Here is a 21,937-nt window from a genome sequence, read left to right as displayed (position 1 = left end):
TCCCACTTTCCGCAACTTAGTCCCATCCAATCTTTCAAATGAGACGAAGACGCAGAGAATTGTCTTAGTCCCATGCTTCGAAAATATGAGACGAAACCTTATAACATATGCGTTTTAGTTTCTTAATCCTACTTTCCGCAAGGCATGGGACGAAATCATTTAGTCTCATATTTCGGAAATCCGTAAAAATATGAGACTAAGACCTTGACCCAGGCATCGCCCGCTCCAATCCTTGATCACAGGGAGGAACGAAAACATGCTGCATCAACCCAAAATTCCGTCAGGCTACAAGGTCAGCCAGAAGACCGTCGAAGGGCTGTTTCAGCCTCAGGCTCGGGGCAGCCTGTCGAAAGCCCTGGCTACGAAAACCAGCCTGCAGAAGATTGCGCCGGAGTCGCCTAGGCCCTCCGAGATGCTCGAAGGGGTCATCGTCACCGGCCGCGACGAGCTGACGGCAGACGACCAGCACCTGCATGATTTCCTAATCGACCGCGCCTACTCGGGCGACAACCTCATGTCGGCCGAGACTCATTCTATGGATATGGCCGAGGCGATACGCTTCCTTGGCAGCCGCGTGGAGCGTTCGGACATCCGAGCATCGCTGGCACGGCTCAAAAGGACGACGGTATCCTACGGACAGTCATCGGAACGACGCTTCGAAGACGTCCAGTTACTCGAAGGCTGGATCGAGGTCGCTCCCGGCGAGGACGTGATCCGTTACCGTCTGCCCGAGTCTCTTCGAATCCTGATGAGGAATATGCCGTCCTATGCGTACATCGAACTCGCGGCGCTTCCGAAGATGCGGTCGAAATTCTCCAGCCGTCTCTATAAGCGGTTCGCGCTCGCCGCCAAGGAGCAGCCTTGGGTTCCAGGCGACGACAATACCCTCACGCTGACCGGCACACCCGACGAGGTCTCAGACTGGATCGGGTTCCCAAAGGAAGCCAAAGGCCGAGTTCATGTCGGGAAACTCCGCGCGCGGTTCTTAAAAAAAGTGGAGGCCGACTTCGCCGACGTCCGCGCCTTCCGTCTCGAGTGCAGCCCCCGCGTTTCGAAGGCCCGCGGAAATCCGATTACCGAAATCGACTTCATCCTGCATCTGGCCCCGCCGTCGCGGCACACGGTTCCTATGTTTTTCAAGCCATCGGAAGACGTCGCCCGCGTCAGCCACAAGGACGTCATCCAGTACCGCGTCGAGTCCCGCGTATGGCGGCGCGCTGCTAAGCCGTACGGCCGCCGCCTCGCAATGACCAATCGACAGATGGCCGACCTGTGGCAGATCGCGTTGAACGAAGCCTTGTCCGAAGTTGCCCTGTCGGATGAATTCAATCTTCGTCAGTTCCGCGGTCGCAAACTGCTTGAAGCAATCAACAGCAGGGGAGCCGACTATGCCGCATGGGGTTTCATCACGGAAGAGGCCGATGTCCCTGACCTGTCGACGAAACAATTGGAGCCGGGTTACGGCACCATTGAGCGGGAAGCCGACGAAGCGCGCCTCGAGCGCATCGGCATGGGGAAACGCAAGCGCGCAGCCAAAGCGGCCCCGGCGTTCATCACACAGGAGGAGGACGAAGGTGAACCCGAGTCCGACGTCGTCACTTTCGATACGGCAAAGGAGATCGTCTTCCATGTCGACGAGGCTTTGACCGCTCTCGACGTCGAAACCTTGGTCGGGGGCCCCATCCAGAAGATGAATTTCACGGGAGAACGGCGAGTCCTGCTGACCTTTCAGTTCATGTCGATGGGCCGTCCGGACACATGGCAGCTTGGCCGATATCCGGTTTCCGAAGCCGACATCGACACCATCCAGAAATTAGTCGGCCGCTATTTGGATGACCATGAGGAGTACAGATGATGGCTAAATTCGAACGCAACCGAGTCCTTGCGGCAACCCCCAAGGTAGTTCCGTCACTGCCGTCGGCGGTTTCCCCGGTGCTACGCTTCCTGCTGGCTCCCGAGGTCATCGCAGAGGCCCAGAGATTCTTCCGACACATCAACGACGTCGTGGCCTGGCCGAACATTCCCGCCGCTCACATGGTTGATTTCATGGAAAAGCACATCATTGGAAAACTCGCCGAACAATGGCCGCACGTGGCTCGCGCCGACGCCCATTTCGAAGGCTTGCTTGTCGAGGTCCTGCGCGCCTTCGCGGCCAACCCCAAACTCGCAGGATGGTGGAAGTCGCCGTTCATTGCATTGCTCAACGGCCACCCCGAAATGATTCGTACTGCGTGTCAGACAGTCCTTGCTGCTGCAGGCGTGCCGCTCCCCGATGCCGTCGAGTCCTACGAAGAGGAGAAGCCTGATCTCGTTCTGCGGGAAGCCGCACGCCACTGGCAGGACCGCGATGAGGATGAGTTCGAAGCGGACTGCGCTTGACGTCGTAGTGCCGAGCCCGGTATCGGAACCATCGATCGCGAATTATTAGATCTCTGATGCTACAACGGGCATCAGATTGGAGACGACATCATGATGAGGACCTCGACACGAATAGCAGGCTGACAAAGCCACCGCGTGCCTTGCGGCGCGCCGACATACGCTATCGTTTCAAGGAGTCCTTTCGATGTCTACCTATCTCACGGCAGATACCCATTTCGGCCATGCCCTCATGCTTCGCGAAGAAGCATGCAATCGACCGTACTCGACGACGGACGAGATGGATGAGGCGCTCATCGACAACTGGAATGCCATCGTCCACCCGAAGGATACCGTATGGCATCTCGGCGACTTCGCGATGCGTATGGACGACCGGCGCGTATCGCAGATTTTCCATGCGCTGCACGGCACCAAGAAACTGATCATCGGCAACCATGACACGGACAAGAAGGGCAACCTGCTTCCGTCCTTGAAGCGGCTGCCATGGGCAGAAGTCGCGCTCGCTGCCGAGATCACCCACGACGGCCAGCGCATCATGTTGAGCCACTACGCTGGCTATGTGTGGAATGCCCAGCACAGGGGCAGCTACCTCGCTTTCGGCCACAGCCACGGCAAGGTTTCGGGCATGCCCGGTTCCGTCGACGTCGGCGTCGATGCGCAAGATTTCAGGCCTATCTCGGCCGAAGAATTCGTGCGTCAGGCTGACTACACGATCGAGCATGCCGAGGAGCGGATCGAAGAAGTCTGTTCACGGCTGATGAACAAGGCCGGGCAGTACACCGAAGGCCGCGGCGCGGAATTGTATCAGCAACGGAAGGTGGCACGGAGGGCGAAGCCATGAAGTTGTGGATTCTCTCTGACCTGCACCTCGAATACGACGAACATTTCGTGCCGGCTATCCCGAACGCTGATGTCTGCATCGCAGCGGGCGACATCACGCAAGGCTGCGCGAATGCAATCCATTGGCTCAACGACCACGTCGCGCATGCCATGCCAGTCATCTTCGTAGCCGGGAATCACGAGTTCTATCGCGACTCCATTTTCGAAGGTATCGAATGGGGGCGGACGGCGGCCGAGGCTTGCCCCCGTGTCCACTTCCTTGAGAACGACGTCGTAGAAATCAACGGCGTTCGCTTCCTAGGCTGCACGTTATGGACGGACTTCGCCCTTCACGGCCGTGACGACAAGGCCATCGCGTGGGCCGTGGCGAATTTCGAGGGCTTGCTCAACGACTCGAAGGTGATTTCGTGGCGAATGCTCCCGGCGTACGAGGCTTTCAACGCGAAACGCGCGCTCGAAATCCATGAGCGTAGCCGTCGGTTTCTTGAGCATGAACTCGCGTTTGACGGTCAAACGGTCGTCGTAACACATCATGGGCCGCATCCGAAATCCGTGCATGAGAGATACGCCGGATCGGCTCTGAATCCTTCGTTCGTGTCCGGTTTGTCGGGTCTTATCGAAAGCGGGAAGCCTGACTTGTGGGTTCACGGACATGTCCATGACGGCCACGATTACACCGTCGGCAGCACCCGCATCATTTGTAACCCGCGGGGGTACGGCAACGAGAACCCACAGTTTAATCCCTACCTCGTGGTTGCGGTCTGACATGGTGACCTGGGAAGACGTTGAAGCAGTCGTCGAGCGTGCCGTTGTGCATTTCGGGAAAGCCGCCGTCATTTTGACCAATGACGGATACGTGACGGAAATGGCCGTTCGTCATGCCATCCAATGCGGCGGACGGGAACTCTCGGACGCAATTTCCATGTTGCAGCGGCTTCATCCGAAAAGCGCCGGATACAGCCTGATGTCGGACGAGAGTCGGAAAGCGTACCTCGCAATCAGGGCGCTCGAGTATGAAGAGATGGTCGAGCCGTCGGGCATCGATACGCTGACGCTCCAGGATGCCATCGCCGCGGCGAGTGTTTTCGCGGGGAGTCTGACGGCGGACTTCAAGCGGATCAGGCGGGAGATACCCCGATGATGGCGGCCGCCGTTTACACACTTTTGATTTCGCCCCGTGGTCCCGCATCCCGCTGGATGGCGGTGCCTGGAAAGAAATCACCATGGAACAGAAACGCAAACGGAAGGGTCTCCCTGACGGCATTAAATCGTTGCCGCAGATGCTTGCATACTTCGGCATCGTAAGAGCCTGCCGCGGGGTCCCCGCACTCATGGCTCGTCAGCCCGTCGTCTTGGGCATCGTGATTCCCAAAGACCAAGTCGATCTCTATAAGAAAGTCGCGAACGTCATCGTCGAGGGCACCCGCTTTCGCCTGGACCGCGACGCTACCGTCGTTGCCGTCGACGCTGACCCGCGCCGCCGTACGAAAATGGAATCGGATACCTGGGATGCGCTGCGCGAATACGACCGCGTCGTCGTCCTCGCCGAAAGCCGAGACCACCTTCCCGAGCGATTCCTATTGCTTGCCGATGCCGTGGTCGACGCGCCTCCGATTTCCGCGCGCGACGTCTCGGGTGCCGTCCGCATCCTTTTCAACGTGGACATGAAAGCGGCGGATGCCGAGGTCGCCGCGGCTGCTCCGCTCGACACCCTTGCGGGAGCGTTCCGCAAGGGTCGGCCGATGTCGACCGCAATGCGGGTGCTGCGCGACGCGGCAACCGTCATCGACAAGCCAAAGGACTCGGGACCGACCTTGGACGACCTCCATGGACTCGGCGAAGCCGGCGCGTGGGGCAAGGAACTCGCAATCGATCTTGCTGACTGGCGGGCAGGAAAGATTCAATGGGCCGACGTCGAGCGCGGCATCTTGCTTTCTGGACTGCCCGGGACGGGGAAGACCACGTTTGCGGGAGCGCTCGCACGAACCTGCGGGGTCACTCTTATCGTCGGTTCGCTTGCGAAATGGCAGGCTTCGGGAACAGGTCACCTCGGCGACATGCTCGGATCAATGCGCAAAGCTTTCGAAGCGGCGAAAGAATCGGCGCCCAGCATTCTTTTCGTCGACGAACTCGATGGCATCGGAGATCGGGAAAGCTTTACGGGAGACAACGCCTCGTATGGCGTACAAGTCGTCAACGCATTTCTTGAGTGCCTCGACGGAATCGACACACGGGAAGGGGTGGTCGTGGTCGGAGCTTGCAACAATCCCGACAGGATCGACGCTGCAGTCCTTCGCCCGGGGCGACTGGATCGGCACGTCATTATTCCGTTGCCCGATGCCGACGGACGGATGGGAATCCTTCGGTGGCATCTGCAAGGTGCTCTCGACGGAGAGGACCTGACGCATGTCGTCGAGCGGACGGAAGGTTTCTCCGGGGCCGCACTCGAGCAACTTGTTCGACAGGCTCGGCGAACGGCTCGACGTGCTCGTCGCGACATGCGGTTGGGCGACCTCGCCGAAGAACTGCCCACCCTCGTCCCGATGCCTGCAGAAACCTTATGGCGGACATCCGTGCACGAGGCTGGGCATGCGGTCGTCGGACTTGCCTGGGGCGGTCGTTGGAAGGTTATCAGGGCATCTGTTGTGCATGCCGTTGCGGATACTCGAGAGCAGCAACAGGCAGGCGGCGTGCTATGGGAAGATGACGGAATGTACACGGCATCGGCCGACGATTACCGCGCACGCATCATCCGTAGCCTCGGAGGCTTGGCCGCCGAAGAAATCGTATTCGGCCATCGGTTCGATGGTGGCGGCGGTGTCCAGGGAAGTGATCTTTACAACGCGACGGTTGCCGCCGCGGCGATGGAAGCGTCCGTAGGGCTTGGCAGCAGTCTCGCATTTTTGTCGGCGGTGGGGTCGGATGACCTCATGCGACTCGTGCAGATTGACCACGTTGTCCGAATGCGTGTCGAGAAGGTGTTGGCCGACTGCTACGAGCAAGCCAAGGAAATCGTGCGGGAGCGTCGGAGTGACGTCGAACGGCTGGCGCATGCGCTGGTCGTCAGGGGCAAGCTATCGGGCGATGAGGTGACGGACATCCTCGACGAGCAACCTCGGCTCAAGCTTGTCCCGCAAGCGGGGTAGGAAGCGCGGCCGCCGTCATCGACACGGCGGCCGCCAATTCCGCTTTCTGACGGTCGTATTCGTCAAGTACGACATCCGTCCACAACTGTAGGGCTTCGCTCTTCAACCCCAGAAACTGCGCCTTCGATCCGTATGCCATGCGCGTGATCCGCGCCGTGTGCATTTTCAGGAAGTCCTCCCGTTCGCGCTCGGATGCCGTCGCCTTCGGTGCCTTCGCGGTGTCGAGTTCGTGAGCCAGGATCGCGGATGCCGCAGCGGGCATTTCCTTCTCGTCGAGGAAGTCGGTGAGCGTCCGTCGGACGTCGTGCATCGACCACCACGCAATCATGAGTTCTTCCAGAAGATTCCGCCGTTCTCCACGTTCACGGCGTGACCGCGGCATGCCGTCGGCGCGAAGCTTCGGCTGCCAGTCATCCTTCTTTTTGACCTCGAGAGCATCGCGGCCGGCTAACCTATACAGGATACGGTAGACACCGCTTGCTGTGGCATGCTTGTCGGGTTCGCTTCGGAAGGAAACGCCCATTCGTCCGAACCCTTATGCTTGTTCATCTTTCGCAGCCGTTGCAGATGCCCTGCGGCTCGCGCCGGAATCGGAAGCATCTGCGCGCGGCCACCCTTCATGTCTTCCTGATCCCAGGTGGCGATCCACCAACCCGGCCGCTCCGTGTCCTCGACAAGGTTATAGGAACGCAGCCCCATGCCTGCGCCGCCACGCTGGCAGGTCAGGATCAGCCACCATAATCCGGCCAACACGCCTGCGCCGACACCCGGCTTGTCGACGATACGACCTGGAAGCGGCTTCGTTAGATAGTCCTCTGCCAGTAGGAGGCTGCGGACGATGTCCTTGATCTCAGGCTTCCGTTCTCGAGGTTCAATGTCGTACGGGTCATAAAGAAGCTTCCACCAGACGTCGCGGTCGGACAGGCCCGACTTCAGCGATTGGAACCGTAGACACCAATCCAAGACGCTACGCGTGTAAGTGACGATCTTCTTGCCGACGGATACACCGTAGGCCGTGGCGACCTTGTCGCGGATATCTTCGATCTGTCCTTTGGTTACATAGCAAGCGGGGGTCGTTTTCAGCTCGTCGCACTCCGGTCGAGCGAAGGCACCGCGCAGGTCCTTCACTCCGTTGGGCTTCAAAGGGTTCTTCGCGCCCGTGGTCGTCCGCCCTTTGATGACTTCTTCGATGCACTCGCCGAAGGTCCATGTGTCGACGTCGGGCTTGATGGCATCGAGAGCTTCCTGATGACCTTTCCCCGCATGCCGTCCGGCCAGATATGGCTCGACCTTTTTAGGATCGTCGTTGAGCAGCCCCTGAACGTAGCCGCACATTTCTCTCGCCTCTTTCGGTGCGGTCAGCCTCCACTCATGGGAAGTCGGCCAGGCGTATCCGATGACACGGGTGTGTTCCTTGGTGCGGGCTAGCCAACGGACAGTGCCGCCCTGCAGCTTCAGGGAGAGGCGCTTGTGCCCCTTGTCCGTCAGGATGTAGTCGACGGGGTCGCCTTCGCCCTTCAGGTTCTTCGCAGCCTGCCGCTGGGCGCGCTCGACGTGCATCGCTTCGATGAAAAGGTTGTTCTCTCCGGCCATGCCGTCTCCGATCCCGGATTTCGCTCGTACCTTTTTCATACCTTTTCAAAATCTGTTGACAAGCCCTGGTGGGGTCTAGGCTTAATAATTAAGGGTTTACTAAATTAAATGGAACTTTGTTTACAAGCATCTGATTTTGCTAATGTTTTATGCACGCCGCTTCGGTATACCTAGAACGGTAAACATATTTGACTCGCCTATTTATAACGACATTAGGACTGAAAATCCGCGTGTCGGTGGTTCGATTCCGCCCCTGGCACCATGCCAACCCATTCATTTCGCTAGAGCGTTTCACTGATTGAGTGAATCTTTGGGATTCACGTTTTGATATTTTTGTGATTCAAGATGCTGGCTGGAGTGGAGGCCAGCATCTGATGACCCGACCTCTTTCCATTGATCTTCGAGAACGTGTTGTGGCGGCTGTTTTGGCGGGCGAGAGCTGTCGATCTGTGGCTGTCCGGTTCGAGGTTGCGGTCTCGTCGGCTGTGAAGTGGACGCAGTTACATCGGGCGACGGGCTCGGTGACGCCTGGCAAGATGGGTGGGCACCGCAAACCTGTCCTGGACCCGCATCGGGCCTTCATCATGGAGCGGATCAACCAGACACCGCAGCTTACGCTGCACGGCCTGAAGGATGAATTGGCCGGCCGCGGGGTAAAGGTTTCGCACAATGGGGTGTGGCTGTTCCTGCGGCGCGAGGGCCTGAGGTTCAAAAAAAACACTGTTCGCCCTTGAACAGACCCGTGCCGACATTGCCCGCCGGCGTCAGCGCTGGCGATCCTGGCAGTCAGGTCTCGATCCAAGCCGACTGGTCTTTATCGATGAAACGTGGATCAAGACCAACATGGCCCCGCTGCGAGGCTGGGGGCCGAAAGGCCAGCGCCTGCGTGGCTTCGCGCCACATGGCCATTGGCGCACGTTGACCTTCCTCGGCGCGCTGCGCTGCAATCGGCTCGTCGCCCCTTGTGTCTTCGACGGACCGATCAATGGCGAGTGCTTTCGAGCTTATGTCGAGCAACAACTCGTACCAGTGCTGGAACCCGGCGACATCGTCGTCATGGATAATCTCGGTTCCCACAAGTCCGCTGCCGTCAGACAGATGATCCAGGCAGCCGGAGCTAGGTGCTGGTATTTGCCACCCTACTCGCCTGACCTCAATCCGATCGAGCAGGCCTTCGCCAAGGTCAAGCACTGGATGCGCCAGGCCCAAAAACGAACCATCAAGGACACTTGGCGCCATGTCGGCTATCTCGTCTCAACCATCGAACCCGGCCAATGCGCAAACTACTTCGCTAACGCCGGGTACAATTCCGTCAAAGCGTGAAACGCTCTAACACTTCTCTTTCTCAACATTCAGCGGCACATTGAGCCCGTCACGGTATCGCGCCCCAGCCGATCGAGGCGGGTGATAACCAGTTCGTCACCAAGGCGCAGAATTCGATGACGGTTGCGAGTTCAGTGCAACCCTCACGGCTGCTCCCCGGTATTTTCTCCGAATGGATAATCGTGCAGCCTTCGCCCTTCAATCTGGCTGAGTATCGAGGCCCTGATCAAGCGTACTGACCCGGGCGCAACCGATGCGGGCCATGTTTTCACCTCAGGTTTTAAGCCCGAGACTACCCTGTCACAAATAGGCGCTGTCGACCCGGAAGTTACATGGCGCTTGCGCCGTGACGTGCGTGTTGATTCATCCCGGCACTCGATATGTGCTCAGAGTTCAAGGCACGTTTGCCAAAGCCTATGCGACGGTTTCCGCCGCGCTGACCGCGCACTGACCGCTACAAGGCGCTTTTCAGCCGTACCTGCGCGTTCCCGCGCTGGCTTAACGGCCTAGCGATAGCGTGTCCCTTGAAGCGGGCGACTTGACCCGGGGGAAGTCGTAGCCGTTGATCTTCGACGTCCGATAGCCGGCTCCCACCAACGCCTCGGCAAATTTCACCGCGGCGGTCACGCCATCGATAACCGGAACGCCCGTCGATGCGCTCAATCGGTCGCACAGCAACGACATTCCGGCACATCCCAGCACAATCGCTTCGGCGCGGTCCTCCAGCTTTGCCCTGCCGATCTCAAGCATGAGCAGGCGTTCGGCCTCCTCGGGGTTCTGATCCACCCCCAGCACCGGAAGATCGATAGCGCGGACATTGCGGCAATGGCGACCCGCGCCATAAGTGCTGACGAGGTCCTCGATGATCGGAATGGAACGCGGTAATGTGGTAATCACCGAAAATCGCCGGCTGATGGTCATGGCAACCTGCACGGCGGCCTGGCAAATGCCGATCACCGGCCCACGGGCAATTTCTCTGGCGGCATGCAAACCCGGATCGTCGAAACAGGCTATGACACAGGCGTTGACGCCCTGCATCTCGCCCTTGCGAATTTCGGCCAGCATGCCCGGAACGGCCATCGCCTCGTCGGCGCCACCTTCGATGCTCACGGGCGTTCCCAACGGATTCACCGCCGTGACCCGTGTGGTCGCCTGCACGACGCGCAACGCGCTCTGAAGCGCCTGCTCTGTCATGGAGGCCGTGGAATTGGGGTTGATGAGAAGAATGTGCACGATCGGGTCCTTCATGACGGCTTGACGGCGGTGGATTTTTTGAACGCGGAGATTGCCGGAGGCTTCAGGACGAACTGACGGTCCGAGGTGATATAATTGTCGGCGTGGAGACGCGCGATCGGTTGGTAGGTGTCGGCGTTGACATAGCGTCCCTCCGCATCGAGGCAGTCACGGCGCACATGCATGTGGAGGACTTCGCCCAGCACCAGGACGCGACGTGGATAGTCGATCAGCCTCTCGACGCGGCATTCCATCGAACACGGGGACGTAGCGATATATTTGGCGTCGATCTTGCTGCAGGCGATGCCCTCAAGGCCGGCCATCTCCAATTCGTCGATCTCGCTGTCGAAACCCAGCCCGCAAACCAGCATTTGTTGCGACAGCGCCATATCCACCATGTTGACCACGAACTCACCCGTGCGCCGGATATTGATGGTGGTGTCCTTCTCCTCGCCGTTCAGCCGCGGCTGGATACCCAGGATTACAATCGGCGGTTCATGGGAAAACACGTTGAAGAAGCTCATCGGTGCCGCGTTGCTGTGCCCGGCGGCGGAACGGGTCGTCACCAGCGCGATGGGCCGCGGTCCGATGAAGTTCGTCAGCAGGCGGTACCGGCCATCCGGCGCAAGTTCCGTGAAATCGAACTCCATCGTGTGACTCCCAAGCCGATTTCGTTTGATGTACAATAATTCCATTGATTGTCTACAATTATGTAATCAAAAGCAATGGGGCTCTAGTTGACATTTTTCGCTCTATACCGATTGTCTGCCGCCAGGGGAGACGGAATATGACCGAACGTACAGAGCCATCAACGCAGCAAATTGTTGAGCGCGTTTGGCTTTCCATTGCAGAGCGGCGGCTTCGGCCGGGCGTCCAGCTCAAGGAAGGGCAACTGGCTTCGATCTTCGATGTCAGCCGGGCCCGTATCCGGCAGGCATTGACCGCGCTCGAACGCGATGGGCTGGTTACCATCATCCCGAATCGCGGCGCCTTCGTCTGCGAACCTTCGGTCGATGAAGCGAGGGACGTGTTCTTTATTCGTCGTGCCGTCGAGCGTCGCGTCGTCGAGCGGCTTTGTACCTCGATATCCAAGGCGGACCTCAAACGACTGCACAATCATGTCGCCAGGGAGCGGGTGGCCAACCAGGAAAACGCGACGACCGATATCATCAAGCTGTCGGGCGGCTTTCATCTGCTGCTCTCCGAGATCGTCGGTTCGGATTTTCTCTTTGGAACGATGCGCGATCTCATTTCCCGGACCTCCCTGATCACCGCCGTGTACCGCAACAACAACCGTTTCAACTGCGGGCCCGACGAACACGCCGATATCGTCGAGGCCATTGCCAAGGGCGATGCTGAAAAGGCTATCCGGCTGATGGGGCATCATCTGGAGCATGTGGAATCCGAACTCGACTTGAGTGAGATACGCAACCTGTCTCAGGATTTGCGGGCGGCGCTGGGATAAGCCAGGCTGGATGAACTTCCTTCAATCGTTCTAAAGCACGTCGCGATCTTTCAGATTCGCTTGTAGAGCTTTAGGTCTCTGTTTTCTCGCATGTCTTTACCCCGAAACCGGTTCCCACTTTCGGGAGACATGCTCTAGGCCGGCCGGGTATCGGCCGCCTCAACGGACGGCCTGTCTTCGACCAGATGGCAGGCGATGCGTGTCTTGTTGGCGAGCGTGCGCACCTTTGGGATCTCGGCGGAACAGCGCGCGGTCGCCATCGGGCAACGCGGGTGGAAGGTGCAGCCGGACGGCGGATTCAAGGGACTCGGAACCTCGCCCCGTACGATGGCGCGATCCCGGTTCGGCTCTTCGATATTCGGGATCGTCTGTAGCAGGAGCTGCGTATAGGGGTGGCGCGGATCGGCGAAGATCTGCTCCGTATCGCCTTCCTCCACGATGCGCCCGAGATACATGACAGCGATGCGGTCGGACATGTGCCGCACGACGCTCATATCGTGGCTGATGAACAGATAGGTGAGGCCGAGTTCATCCTGAAGGCTGCGCATCAGGTTGAGGACCTGGGCCTGCACTGAAACGTCGAGCGCCGAAGTCGGCTCGTCGCAGACGAGGAATTCGGGTTCGCTGGCGAGCGCCCGCGCGATGGAAATCCGCTGACGCTGGCCGCCGGAAAATTCATGCGGAAACTTTTCGCCGTCGGAAGGCGAAAGCCCGACCGTCCGCAACAGGTCGTCGACCCGCTCGGCGATTTCGGCGGCGGATTTGCGCAGTTTCAATTCACGCAGCGGCTCCGCGACGATGTTCTTCACGCGCCAGCGGGGATTGAGGGACGCATAGGGGTCCTGGAAAATCATCTGTGCCGAGAGGGCCGCGCCGCTTTTGCCGGGCGCGAAGCGAAGCTCGCCGCCTGTGGGTTTGTGAAGCTCGGTCACCAGGCGCGCCACCGTGGACTTGCCGCAGCCGCTTTCGCCGACGAGGCTCAGGCAGCCGCCCATCGGAACGGAAAAGCTGATGTCGTTGACGGCCTGGAGAAACTGGCGCGGCTTGCGTTCCAGGACACGGTTGAGCCATGGCGCCGAAACGTCGAACGTCTTGACGAGGTGTTTGACGGTCAGGGCGGGTTTCTCTTCGGTGTTGGTCGCCATCACAGGGTGCCTCCGGCATGGAGCCAGCAGGCGCTCATACCGACGCCTGCTGGTGTGAGTTCGGGCCGTTCGCGCAGGCAGCGCGGGCCTGCCGACTTGCAGCGCGGATTGAATGCGCAGCCCGGCGGGATCGCATCCAGCCTCGGCATCGACCCGTCGATCTGGTTGAGGCGCTTGACGCGGGCGCCAAGTGCCGGGATCGAGGCCATGAGGCCGCGCGTATAGGGATGCGAAGGCGCGCGAAGCACCTGCTCGACCGGGCCGATCTCGATCAGCCGGCCGGCATACATGACCGCCACCCGGTCGGCAGCCTCCGCGATGACACCCATATCGTGCGTAACCAGCATGACGGCGGTATGCTTCTCCTTGCACAGCTTCCTCAGCAGCGAAATGATCTGCGCCTGGATCGACACGTCCAGCGCCGTCGTCGGCTCATCGGCGATGACGAGCTTGGGCGAAGCGGCGAGCGCCAGCGCAATGACGACGCGTTGCCGCATTCCCCCTGAAAACTGGTGCGGGTAGTGGTCCACGCGCTCTTGCGGAGAAGGGATGCCGACATCCTCAAGCAGGGCGACCGCCCGCTGCCTGGCCTGCGCCTTGCCGATCTTGAGATGCTGGCGGATCGTTTCGCTCAATTGCGCGCCGATCGTGAAAAGGGGGTTCAGTGAGGTCAGCGGGTCCTGGAAGATCGCGCCGATCTCGCTGCCGCGGATCTTTTCCATGTCGCGGTCGGCGAGATTGTCGATGCGCCGCCCCTCGAGCCTGATCTCGCCGCCCGCTATATGCCCCGGATACTCGAGCAAGCCCTGGATCGCCAATCCAGTCATGGATTTTCCGGCACCCGATTCACCGACGACGCCGAGGATCTCGCCCGAACGAATATCCAGATCGACATCCGAAAGCGCGGTTACCACGCCATGGCGGCCCGGAAATTCCACCCGGAGATTGCGAACCTGGAGGACAGGGTTTCCGGCTGCTTCAACCATTTTCATCGACCTCGATCGGATAGCTCGGGGGGAAGATTTCGGAAACGGGCGGATGGTTCCAGCTGCGCTCGGGATATTTCGCGACGAGGCTGTCGAACTGGTTCTGCGCCCTCTGGCGCGCCGCCTTCATGTCGATGCCGGCCACTTCGCCGGACAGCATGGAAGCGCGGCCGTCAACGAAGGTGGCGCGCGTGACCTTGCCGGAGCCACCGACGACAAGCGTAGTGATTGGATCTATGGACGGCGCCATCACGGCGTCATCGAGGCCGAATACGGCGATGTCGGCACGTGCCCCCGCCGAGAGGTGGCCGAGATCGGTCCGGCCCAGCGCCTTCGCACCCCCCAGCGTCGCGGCATCGAACAGGTCGGCGCAGCGCACCGTGTCCGGCGCACGGTCGTTGATGCGGCAGGCGACCAGGCCGACGAGCAGGTTCATCAGCATGTCGGCGGGCGCGGTATCCGTGCCCATGGCGATGTTGATGCCGCGGGCACGGCAGGCCGAGAACGAGTTGAGCGTGTTTCCGCCGCGCGCCGACACCAGCGGGCAATGCACGATCGAGACGCCGTGCGCCGCGTAGAGCGCCAGGTCTTCTTGCGTCGCACTGGTTGCATGGGGTGCAATCAAGCGCTCGGTAAGAAGCCCTGCCTTCGCCAGCCACATCGGAGCGGTGGCGCCGTGCAAGGCGCGCACGGTGTCGACCTCCATCGTTCCCTGCGCCATGTGCAGGCGAATCTTGCAGCCAAGCTCGCGCGCTGCTTCGTCCGTGCGCCGAAGCAGGTCGATGGTGCAGGTTTCCACCCGGTCGGGTGCAAGCATGCCTCTGATCAGGTCGCCATGGCGGCCGTTTTGCCTTTCGATGAAGTCGACAGCCGCCGCCAGGCCCTGCAAACCGCGCTGCTCATCGAATATCGGAACCACCTTCCCCGGCGCTTCCAGCACCATGCCGCCGGCACGATAAGCGGGGCTGAGATAGACCCGCAGGCCGAGTTCGCCGGCGGCGTCCGCCGCCGCCTCGAATTCGGCCGCCGTCTCGCCCCACTCGCGGTAGAACAGCGAGGCGATGGGCGCGGCCGTGGTGATGCCGTTGAGAAGAAGCTGGCCGAAGGCGAAGCGCTTCTGGAATGCAAGCTCCTCCGGTGTGTACATTTCGTAGGGGCCGGCCTCGACATAGGAACGCGGCCAGACCCGGCCTTTGGCCCAGCCGGGATGGCTGTCGATGCCCAGGATGGTCGTGTCGAGGTCCGAAAGAGCGTCGAGATCGATGAAGCCGGGGCTGATGAGCGATGGCCCGAAATCGACCCGGCGCGCCACTTCGCCCGCAAAGCGGTGCCCAACGAAAAGGATTTCGCCGTTTTCGAATACGACTTCGCCCTTGCGGACGAGGCGGTGCCGGCCATCGCGGTGACCGAGCACCCAGTCGGCGGTCAATAGCGTACGCCCTGCCGGCCTGGAGCCAAGCGTCAGTTGCTCGATCCCGGTCATCATCATGGCATGTCCACCGTGGCCCGGCCCTGCCGGGCGGTGATACGCCCGCCCTTGACGACCAGCGGGCGCGGGGCGACCTCCACCACCGCATGCGCCAGCGTCTCGCCGGCCAGCAGCGTCAGGTCGGCGTGGCAGCCTTCCTGCAACCCGTAACCCTCGAGCCGCATGACGTCGGCGCCGCCCTGCGAGACGATATGCAGGACATGTTCGAGGTCGCTATCCTTGCGCAGGCCGTTCTTCATGCCGACCACCCTGGCGCGGTCGAGCATATCGGGTTGTCCCCAGGGACCCCAGGTATCGCGGATGCCATCGCAGCCGGCACCGACGCGGATGCCGGCTTGCTTGAGCCGCATGACCGAGGGAACCTCGACGGAAGGCGCGCCGGTCGTGAGGATGGCGACATCGAGTTCGGCAAGCCCGTCGATCAGCCTGCCGACCCGCAGACAGTCGTTCATGCCGAGCGTGAAGGCATGGCTGATGGCGACCATGCCTTGCATGCCATTGGCCCGGATGCGCTCGAATATGAGTTCCATGGTGAACGCGCCAAGATCGCCAAGTTCATGCAGGTGAATGTCGATGGGACGCCGATGCTTCACGGCCAGCCCGAAGAGCGCATCCAGTTGCCCCTTGGGATCGCGATCGATGCCGCATGGGTCGATCCCGCCCAGCACTTCGCAGCCTTGCCGCAGCGCCTCGTCGAGCAACTCCAGCGTACCGGGCATCACCATGACGCCCGATTGCGGAAAGGCGACGATTTCGATGTCGATGATGCCGCGGAGTTTCTCGCGGGTTTCCCACACGCCTTCGACGATCGACAGGCCGTGCGCGGTGTCGATGTCGACATGGCTTCGGATATGCGTCGCGCCATGCGCCGCCAGCCCGATCGCGTGGCGCATGGACTGCCGGTGCGGATCGATGCCGATGGCGCCGCGGTTCTCGCGCTCGAAATCGATGCGCTCGCGCAGCACCGCGGCACGGTTGTTGACGTGCCAGGGCATGCCCCATGTGGTCTTGTCGAGGTGGGTGTGCGCGTCGATGAGGCCCGGTATGGCGATGGCGTTACCGCCATCCTCGACCGGCATGCCCGGTTGCGGCTCGAAGTGGCCGAGGCCGGCGATCCGCCCGTCCCGTATCAGGATATCGCAGGTTTCGCCCGCCATGGGGCGCACGTTGCGCAGGAGAAGATCGGTCATGCCGGGCTACCTCAGTTTCGGGTTGAGTGCGTCACGCAGCCAGTCGCCCAGGACGTTGACGGTCACGACGAGCATGCAAAGCTGGAGCACGGGAAACAGCACGATCCACCATGAGCCTGAAAACAGGAACTGGTTGCCGATGCGGATCAGCGTTCCAAGCGACGGCTGGCTCGGCGGCATGCCGATACCGAGGAACGACAGCGTCGCTTCGGTGAGGATGGCCATGCCGAAATTCAGCGTCGCGGCGACCAGGATGGGGGTCAGCGTGTTCGGCAGTATGTGCCGGGCCATGATCCGGCGGGCGGGCACGCCGATCAGCCTGGCTGCCTGCACATAGTCCTTGCCGCTCTCCACCACGGTCTGGGCGCGCACCGTACGGGCGTACTGAACCCAGGCCGACAGGGCGATCGCCAGCACAAGCACGCCGGAGGCGCCGACGTTGCGCAAGCCGGGCGGAAGCATCTGCCGCACCACGGTCGATACCAGTATGGCGATGAGGATGGTGGGGATCGAGAGCGTTATGTCCCCGAAGCGCATCAGCAGGTTGTCGACAAAGCCGCCGAAATAGCCCGACACAAGACCGGCGCTGATGCCGGCCAGGAGCGACAGGGCGACGGAGGCGACGCCGATGACGATCGAGATGCGCGTGCCGTAGAGGATGGCGGAGAGCATGTCGCGGCCTTGCGTGTCGGTGCCGAGCAGGTAGGGCCATTCGCCGCCCTCCTGCCATAGTGGCGGCAGTTCCGCCTTCCACATGTCCAACTGCGCGCCGTCATAGGGGTTCTGGGGGGTGATCAGCGGCGCGAACAGAGCCGTCAGGATCAGCAGCGCCAGAAGGGCGGCGCTGAGCATCGCCGACTTGTTGTGCGTGAACGACCACCACAGGTCGCTGTCGCGGACGCGCCTGAAAAACGGGGGCCGTGCCGGCTTCGCGATTGCCGGCTGCGATATCTCGACGGTCATCGGGCGTCCATCCTTCGTGAAACTAGCGCGCGGTGCGCAGGCGAGGATCGATGACCGCATAGGCGATATCGACCATCGTGTTCAGCACGACGAAAATGAATGAGATGATGCACAGATATGCCGCCATCACCGGGATATCGATGAAGGTCACCGCCTGAATGAACAGCATGCCCATGCCGGGCCATTGAAAGACGGTTTCCGTGATGAGCGCGAAGGCGATCAGCGAGCCGACGTTCATGGCCGTCATCGTGACCATGGGCATCAGGCAGTTTCGCAGCGCATGGCGAAAATAGATGCGCCAGCGCGGGATGCCTCTCGCCCGGGCGAATTTCACATAGTCGGAACGAAGCACCTCCAGCATTTCCGCGCGGATGAGGCGCATCACCAGCGTGATCTGGTAGAGCGACAGCGAGATCGAAGGCAAGATGAGCGCCGCGCGGCCCGACGGCGTCAGCAGCCCGGTCGACCACCAGCCGAACTTGACGACGTCGCCGCGCCCGAAGGCTGGCAGCCAACCCAGGATCACCGAAAATATCAGGATCAGCAGGATGCCGACGATGAAGCTCGGCAGGGAAACGCCGATTACGGAGACGAATTGAAGGCCCTCCGTGTACCAGTGCCCGCGTTTTATGGCCGTCAGCACGCCGAGCGGAATGCCCAGCACTAGCGAGATCAGCGTGGCGATCAGCACCAGTTCCAGTGTCGCGGGAAAGCGCGCCGCGATCAGCTTCAGCACATCCTGCCCGTTGCGGTAGGAGATGCCGAAATCGCCCTGCGCGGCATTTACGACAAAGCGCGTATACTGGACGGGCAGGCTGTCGTTGAGGCCCAGCCGCTCCCGCAGATTGTCGCGGTCGGCCTGCGTCATCTGCTCGTTGGCCATGAGTTCGACGGGGTCTCCGGCCAGGCGAAAGATCAGGAAGGCCAAAAGCGCGACCGCCAGCATCACGAATATCGCGTTTATCAGCCGCCTGACGATGAAGACCAGCATGGGATACCCCCAATTTCAGCCCGGCCCGGGCGCTGCTGCCCGGACCGAACGTTCTTCCTATTTGGAAATGTGGGTCAACCAATGACGGACCTTGTTGTCCGGCAATTGCGCAATGTGATCGATCCTGTCGGTCATCACCCACGCCATGGGTTGCTGGTGCAGCGGCAGCATGATGATCTCATCCTTGACCATGCCCAGCGCCTTGGTTTCGAGCGCCAGCCGCTTCTCCCGATCCATTTCGGTCGAGGCCTGGACGATCAGCTTGTCGATCTCGGGATAGCTCCAGCCGCCCCAGTTGAAGACGCCGGCATTGTCCGACTTCGTCTCGATCATCTGCAGCAGGATGGAGTAGGTGTCGAGCATCGGCTCGGTCGCCCAGCCGATCATATAGACATCGGCCTTTCCGCTGGTGCGCTTCGGTGCCTGTACTGCCATCGGCGCGATATCGAGTTGAGGCTTGAAGCCGACGCGGCTCAAAAGGTTGACGATCCCCTGACAAAGTTCTTCCTCGTTCACGTAGCCGTCATTCGTACACACCATGGTGAAGGCGAAGTCGGTGGCGCCCGCTTCCGCCAGAAGCTTCTTCGACAGTTCCGGATCGTAGGACAGGGGTTCGTCCAGCGCTGCGGAATAGCCCGGAATCTCGGGGGCGACGATCGTTCCCGCCGTCCGCGACTTGCCGCGCATGATGCGCTGCTGGATCAGTTTGTGGTCCAGCGCATGCGCAAAGGCCTGGCGCACGCGCAGGTCGTTGAATTTGTTGTCGTCGCCGTTGACAAGCTTCGGCCTGCGGTTGAAGCCGACCATGACGGTGCGCAGGTCGGTGCGCTCCATGACCTTGAGCCCGGGCTGCGCGGTCAGCCGCGGCAGGTCCTGGGAGGGTGCGTTGTCGGTGAAGTCGATTTCGCCGGACAACAGCGCCGAGACGCGCGTCGCAGGCGAAGTGATCGGCGTGAACTCGATGCGATCGATATTGGTCTGGGACTTGTCCCACCAGTTCGGGTTCCTGACGAGCACGGTCTTGCTGTCGGGGACCCGGCTCTCGACGATGAAGGGGCCGGTTCCGTTGGTGTGATAGGTCGCGTAACCCTCGATCTGGGCGCCGACATCCGTCGGCTTGAGCGAGTCGTGTTCGGTCAGCCAGCCCATGTCGAAAATGTGGATGTTCGTCAGGTCGTTGAGCAACAGCGGGTAAGGCCCGGTCAGTTCGATGTCGACCGTGTAGTCGTCGACCTTGTTGGACGATTTATACGCGGGCAGATTGCCCCTCAGCGGCGAAACCGGATCGCTCACGCGCTTCAGCGAGGCGATGACGTCGTCGGCGTTGAAATCGGCGCCATCGTGGAATTTTACGCCCTTGCGCAGGTGGAAGCGCCACACGCTGTCCGAAACCGTCTCCCACGACGTCGCCAGCGCGGGCTCGATCTGCAACTTGTCGTCGTAGCGGACGAGGCCTTCATAGACATGGTTCAGGAAGGCAAGCGTATAGCTGTCCCCGTAGGAATAAGGATCGAGCGAGAAGATATCCTTCGACGCGCCCCATTTGAGCGTTTCGGCATGAGAGGGAAAAATGAGGCCCAATGCCACTGCGGCCGCAAGGCCAAGTTGCTTCAACATTTTCAATTGCTCCGCTTCTGGAAGTGTCCGCCTCCTTCAGGAGGTCTTTTCTGATTATCGGTTTGCTCGAAAGGTCCCTGGGCCTATTCGGCCATGCGCGTCAGCCAATGGCTCGGCTTGTTGTCGGCGCAGATCACGACAGCCTCGACCTTGCTGGTCTCAGGCGTATAGCGCACGAGGCCTTCATGGTTGAGGAATGCCAGATTGGATGTCGACCCATAGGAATATGGATCAAGGGAAAAGATGTCCCGCTGACCGGCCGAACGCAGTGTCGCGGCATCGGCCGCCGTTGCGAAGATGAGCAGGGAGGCCGCCGTCAAAAAGGCCCTACGCAAGCGTGTCATCAGATCCATCCTCCATGGAACTATCACAACGCCGGTTCACGACGTCCCACCCCTATTCATTGCGAGCCTTTCCCGTTTTGTCAATATGATTGTCGACAAAATAAGCTTGGATTGACGGCATTCGTGGTTGATAATGTCGAAGCTACTCGGGCGTTCCCGGCGCGAGGGGCAACGACTGCGGACGGGCGGAACCGCGAATTCAATGATGTCTGCGAGACGCGACCGTCGAGCGATGGAGCGCATGCCTGTCGCGCACTCCCGGTTCCATTTCACGATGGAAGAAGCCCTGGTTTCAGGCAGCAGGATCATGCCTGGGCTGGATCACGCGCGTGTGCGCTTGCCGTCCTTATGAAGCACAATCGAAAAGCGGTGGGCGTTTTGGGGATACGGTTACTTGGCGCGGATTGGCGCCGATCAGCCAGCGACGACCAGTCGCGTCCCGGCCGCGGCAAGCGCCTCGGCGACATCGGCTGCGGGCGGCAAGTCGGTCGCCAGTTCCGAGAGCCCGCTAAAGCCGCACACGCGCACCAGGCCCTGACGGCCGAATTTGGTGTGATCGGTGACGACCACCGAGCGCTGGCCGCGCGACAGTACCATGCGGGCGAATTCGGCTTCCGCCAGGTCGTGATCCATGACGCCGTTGGCGGCTTCGATCGCGCCGGCTGAAATGATGGCGTGCGTGACGCTGAACCGGCTGACGAAATCGATGGCGGAAACGCCGAAGGCAGCGCCTGAATCGCTGCGCAGTTCGCCACCCGCCATATAGACCTTGTTGCCGTTGACGGTCGCCAGCGTGCGGGCAATGTCGGACGAGTTGGTGACCACGGTGAGCCGCCGGTGGCCAAGCAGCTCGCGGGCGAGGAAACTGGTGGTCGTGCCGGTATCGAGCATGACGGATTCGCCGTCGCGGATGGTCGCGGCGACCATGCGGGCAATCGTCTTCTTCGCCTCGGCATTGTCGCGCATGCGCCGCTCGAAAGGGGCTTCGCCGGTCATCGACGGCAAGCCGATGGCGCCATGCATCTTCACCACGACGCCGTCGTCGGTAAGCGGCTTGACGTCGCGGCGCACCGTTTCCAGCGAAACGCCCAGCCTCTCGGCCAGATCGGCAATGGTAACGGTGCCGTGCTCGCCCAGAAGCCGCAGGATTTCGCCATGCCTCTTCGAGTGGATCATCGGATCGCCGCCGTCGGTAAAGTGTTCGACATGACCGCTTCTATGGCAATTTTACCCATC

General features: G+C 60.9%; 21 protein-coding genes and 1 pseudogene. 8 read left to right on the top strand and 14 right to left on the bottom strand.

Annotation, left to right across the window (positions count from 1 at the left end; translation table 11 throughout):
- The first annotated feature begins 256 nt into the window (after window positions 1–256).
- The 6 genes from ACX3P1_RS08600 to ACX3P1_RS08575 all read left to right on the top strand — a co-directional run bounded on the left by ACX3P1_RS08600 (window position 257) and on the right by ACX3P1_RS08575 (window position 6,362).
- Window positions 257–1,855, top strand: a complete 1,599-nt coding sequence (locus ACX3P1_RS08600; RefSeq protein WP_459079153.1) for a RepB family plasmid replication initiator protein — start codon at window positions 257–259, stop codon at window positions 1,853–1,855.
- Window positions 1,852–2,379, top strand: a complete 528-nt coding sequence (locus ACX3P1_RS08595; protein ID WP_459079152.1) for a hypothetical protein — start codon at window positions 1,852–1,854, stop codon at window positions 2,377–2,379. The genes ACX3P1_RS08600 and ACX3P1_RS08595 overlap by 4 nt, the downstream gene beginning before the upstream one ends.
- A 184-nt stretch (window positions 2,380–2,563) precedes the next feature.
- A complete protein-coding gene (locus ACX3P1_RS08590) occupies window positions 2,564–3,217 on the top strand; it encodes a metallophosphoesterase (protein ID WP_459079151.1) in 654 nt (217 codons plus the stop codon).
- Entirely contained in the window at window positions 3,214–3,981 is a 768-nt protein-coding gene (locus tag ACX3P1_RS08585) for a metallophosphoesterase (protein ID WP_459079150.1), read from the top strand. The genes ACX3P1_RS08590 and ACX3P1_RS08585 overlap by 4 nt, the downstream gene beginning before the upstream one ends.
- A 1-nt stretch (window position 3,982) precedes the next feature.
- The gene (locus ACX3P1_RS08580; protein ID WP_459079149.1) at window positions 3,983–4,357 is read left to right on the top strand and encodes a hypothetical protein; all 375 of its coding nucleotides are present in this window, start codon (window positions 3,983–3,985) and stop codon (window positions 4,355–4,357) included.
- 82 nt (window positions 4,358–4,439) lie between these two features.
- Window positions 4,440–6,362: an AAA family ATPase gene (locus ACX3P1_RS08575; protein WP_459079148.1), complete on the top strand. Its 1,923-nt coding sequence runs from the start codon at window positions 4,440–4,442 to the stop codon at window positions 6,360–6,362.
- On the opposite strand, the gene ACX3P1_RS08570 is transcribed toward ACX3P1_RS08575, so the two are convergent.
- Window positions 6,337–6,885 carry a hypothetical protein gene (locus tag ACX3P1_RS08570; protein WP_459079147.1) on the bottom strand — a complete coding sequence of 183 codons (549 nt, stop codon included), beginning with the start codon at window positions 6,883–6,885 and terminating at the stop codon, window positions 6,337–6,339. The genes ACX3P1_RS08575 and ACX3P1_RS08570 overlap by 26 nt on opposite strands.
- The gene (locus ACX3P1_RS08565) at window positions 6,810–7,955 is read right to left on the bottom strand and encodes a hypothetical protein (protein ID WP_459079146.1); all 1,146 of its coding nucleotides are present in this window, start codon (window positions 7,953–7,955) and stop codon (window positions 6,810–6,812) included. The genes ACX3P1_RS08570 and ACX3P1_RS08565 overlap by 76 nt, the downstream gene beginning before the upstream one ends.
- Window positions 7,956–8,329: 374 nt before the next feature.
- On the opposite strand from ACX3P1_RS08565, the gene ACX3P1_RS08560 reads away from it, so the two are divergent.
- Window positions 8,330–9,278 (top strand): IS630 family transposase gene (locus tag ACX3P1_RS08560; protein ID WP_459079241.1). Its coding sequence is split into 2 segments (ribosomal slippage): window positions 8,330–8,665 and window positions 8,667–9,278, totalling 948 coding nucleotides; the frame shifts between segments, so codons are not numbered across the junction.
- A 53-nt stretch (window positions 9,279–9,331) separates the two neighbouring features.
- On the opposite strand, the pseudogene ACX3P1_RS08555 reads toward ACX3P1_RS08560, so the two are convergent.
- The 3 genes and pseudogenes from ACX3P1_RS08555 to ACX3P1_RS08545 all read right to left on the bottom strand — a co-directional run.
- Window positions 9,332–9,542, bottom strand: a pseudogene (locus ACX3P1_RS08555) (recombinase family protein); the annotation flags it as partial.
- Between the two features lie 234 nt (window positions 9,543–9,776).
- Entirely contained in the window at window positions 9,777–10,511 is a 735-nt protein-coding gene (locus tag ACX3P1_RS08550) for an aspartate/glutamate racemase family protein (protein WP_459079240.1), read from the bottom strand.
- A gap of 11 nt (window positions 10,512–10,522) precedes the next feature.
- The gene (locus ACX3P1_RS08545) at window positions 10,523–11,161 is read right to left on the bottom strand and encodes a flavin reductase family protein (protein ID WP_459079145.1); all 639 of its coding nucleotides are present in this window, start codon (window positions 11,159–11,161) and stop codon (window positions 10,523–10,525) included.
- A gap of 137 nt (window positions 11,162–11,298) precedes the next feature.
- Here ACX3P1_RS08545 and ACX3P1_RS08540 point away from each other — a divergent pair, with 137 nt between their 5' ends.
- Window positions 11,299–11,976 (top strand): GntR family transcriptional regulator, encoded by a 678-nt coding sequence (locus ACX3P1_RS08540; RefSeq protein ID WP_459079239.1) that lies wholly within the window; start codon window positions 11,299–11,301, stop codon window positions 11,974–11,976.
- 134 nt (window positions 11,977–12,110) lie between these two features.
- Here ACX3P1_RS08540 and ACX3P1_RS08535 read toward each other — a convergent pair whose 3' ends face one another.
- The 9 genes from ACX3P1_RS08535 to ACX3P1_RS08495 form a co-directional block, all read right to left on the bottom strand.
- On the bottom strand, window positions 12,111–13,121 hold the full coding sequence (locus ACX3P1_RS08535) for an ABC transporter ATP-binding protein (protein WP_459079144.1): 1,011 nt from the start codon (window positions 13,119–13,121) through the stop codon (window positions 12,111–12,113).
- The gene (locus ACX3P1_RS08530) at window positions 13,121–14,107 is read right to left on the bottom strand and encodes an ABC transporter ATP-binding protein (RefSeq protein ID WP_459079143.1); all 987 of its coding nucleotides are present in this window, start codon (window positions 14,105–14,107) and stop codon (window positions 13,121–13,123) included. The genes ACX3P1_RS08535 and ACX3P1_RS08530 overlap by 1 nt, the downstream gene beginning before the upstream one ends.
- The gene (locus ACX3P1_RS08525; protein ID WP_459079238.1) at window positions 14,100–15,593 is read right to left on the bottom strand and encodes an amidohydrolase family protein; all 1,494 of its coding nucleotides are present in this window, start codon (window positions 15,591–15,593) and stop codon (window positions 14,100–14,102) included. The genes ACX3P1_RS08530 and ACX3P1_RS08525 overlap by 8 nt, the downstream gene beginning before the upstream one ends.
- Window positions 15,593–16,786, bottom strand: coding sequence for an amidohydrolase family protein (locus tag ACX3P1_RS08520; protein ID WP_459079142.1), 1,194 nt, complete (start codon window positions 16,784–16,786; stop codon window positions 15,593–15,595). The genes ACX3P1_RS08525 and ACX3P1_RS08520 overlap by 1 nt, the downstream gene beginning before the upstream one ends.
- A 6-nt stretch (window positions 16,787–16,792) precedes the next feature.
- Window positions 16,793–17,749, bottom strand: coding sequence for an ABC transporter permease (locus ACX3P1_RS08515; RefSeq protein ID WP_459079141.1), 957 nt, complete (start codon window positions 17,747–17,749; stop codon window positions 16,793–16,795).
- Between the two features lie 22 nt (window positions 17,750–17,771).
- Window positions 17,772–18,740 carry an ABC transporter permease gene (locus tag ACX3P1_RS08510; RefSeq protein WP_459079140.1) on the bottom strand — a complete coding sequence of 323 codons (969 nt, stop codon included), beginning with the start codon at window positions 18,738–18,740 and terminating at the stop codon, window positions 17,772–17,774.
- Window positions 18,741–18,797: 57 nt separating this feature from the next.
- The gene (locus tag ACX3P1_RS08505) at window positions 18,798–20,357 is read right to left on the bottom strand and encodes an ABC transporter substrate-binding protein (RefSeq protein ID WP_459079139.1); all 1,560 of its coding nucleotides are present in this window, start codon (window positions 20,355–20,357) and stop codon (window positions 18,798–18,800) included.
- A gap of 83 nt (window positions 20,358–20,440) precedes the next feature.
- Window positions 20,441–20,701 carry a hypothetical protein gene (locus ACX3P1_RS08500; protein WP_459079138.1) on the bottom strand — a complete coding sequence of 87 codons (261 nt, stop codon included), beginning with the start codon at window positions 20,699–20,701 and terminating at the stop codon, window positions 20,441–20,443.
- A gap of 414 nt (window positions 20,702–21,115) precedes the next feature.
- The gene (locus ACX3P1_RS08495; RefSeq protein WP_459079137.1) at window positions 21,116–21,877 is read right to left on the bottom strand and encodes a DeoR/GlpR family DNA-binding transcription regulator; all 762 of its coding nucleotides are present in this window, start codon (window positions 21,875–21,877) and stop codon (window positions 21,116–21,118) included.
- Window positions 21,878–21,937: the final 60 nt, after the last annotated feature.

This window comes from Mesorhizobium sp. A623, assembly GCF_054489405.1.
This window is presented reverse-complemented; position numbering and strand designations above follow the sequence as displayed.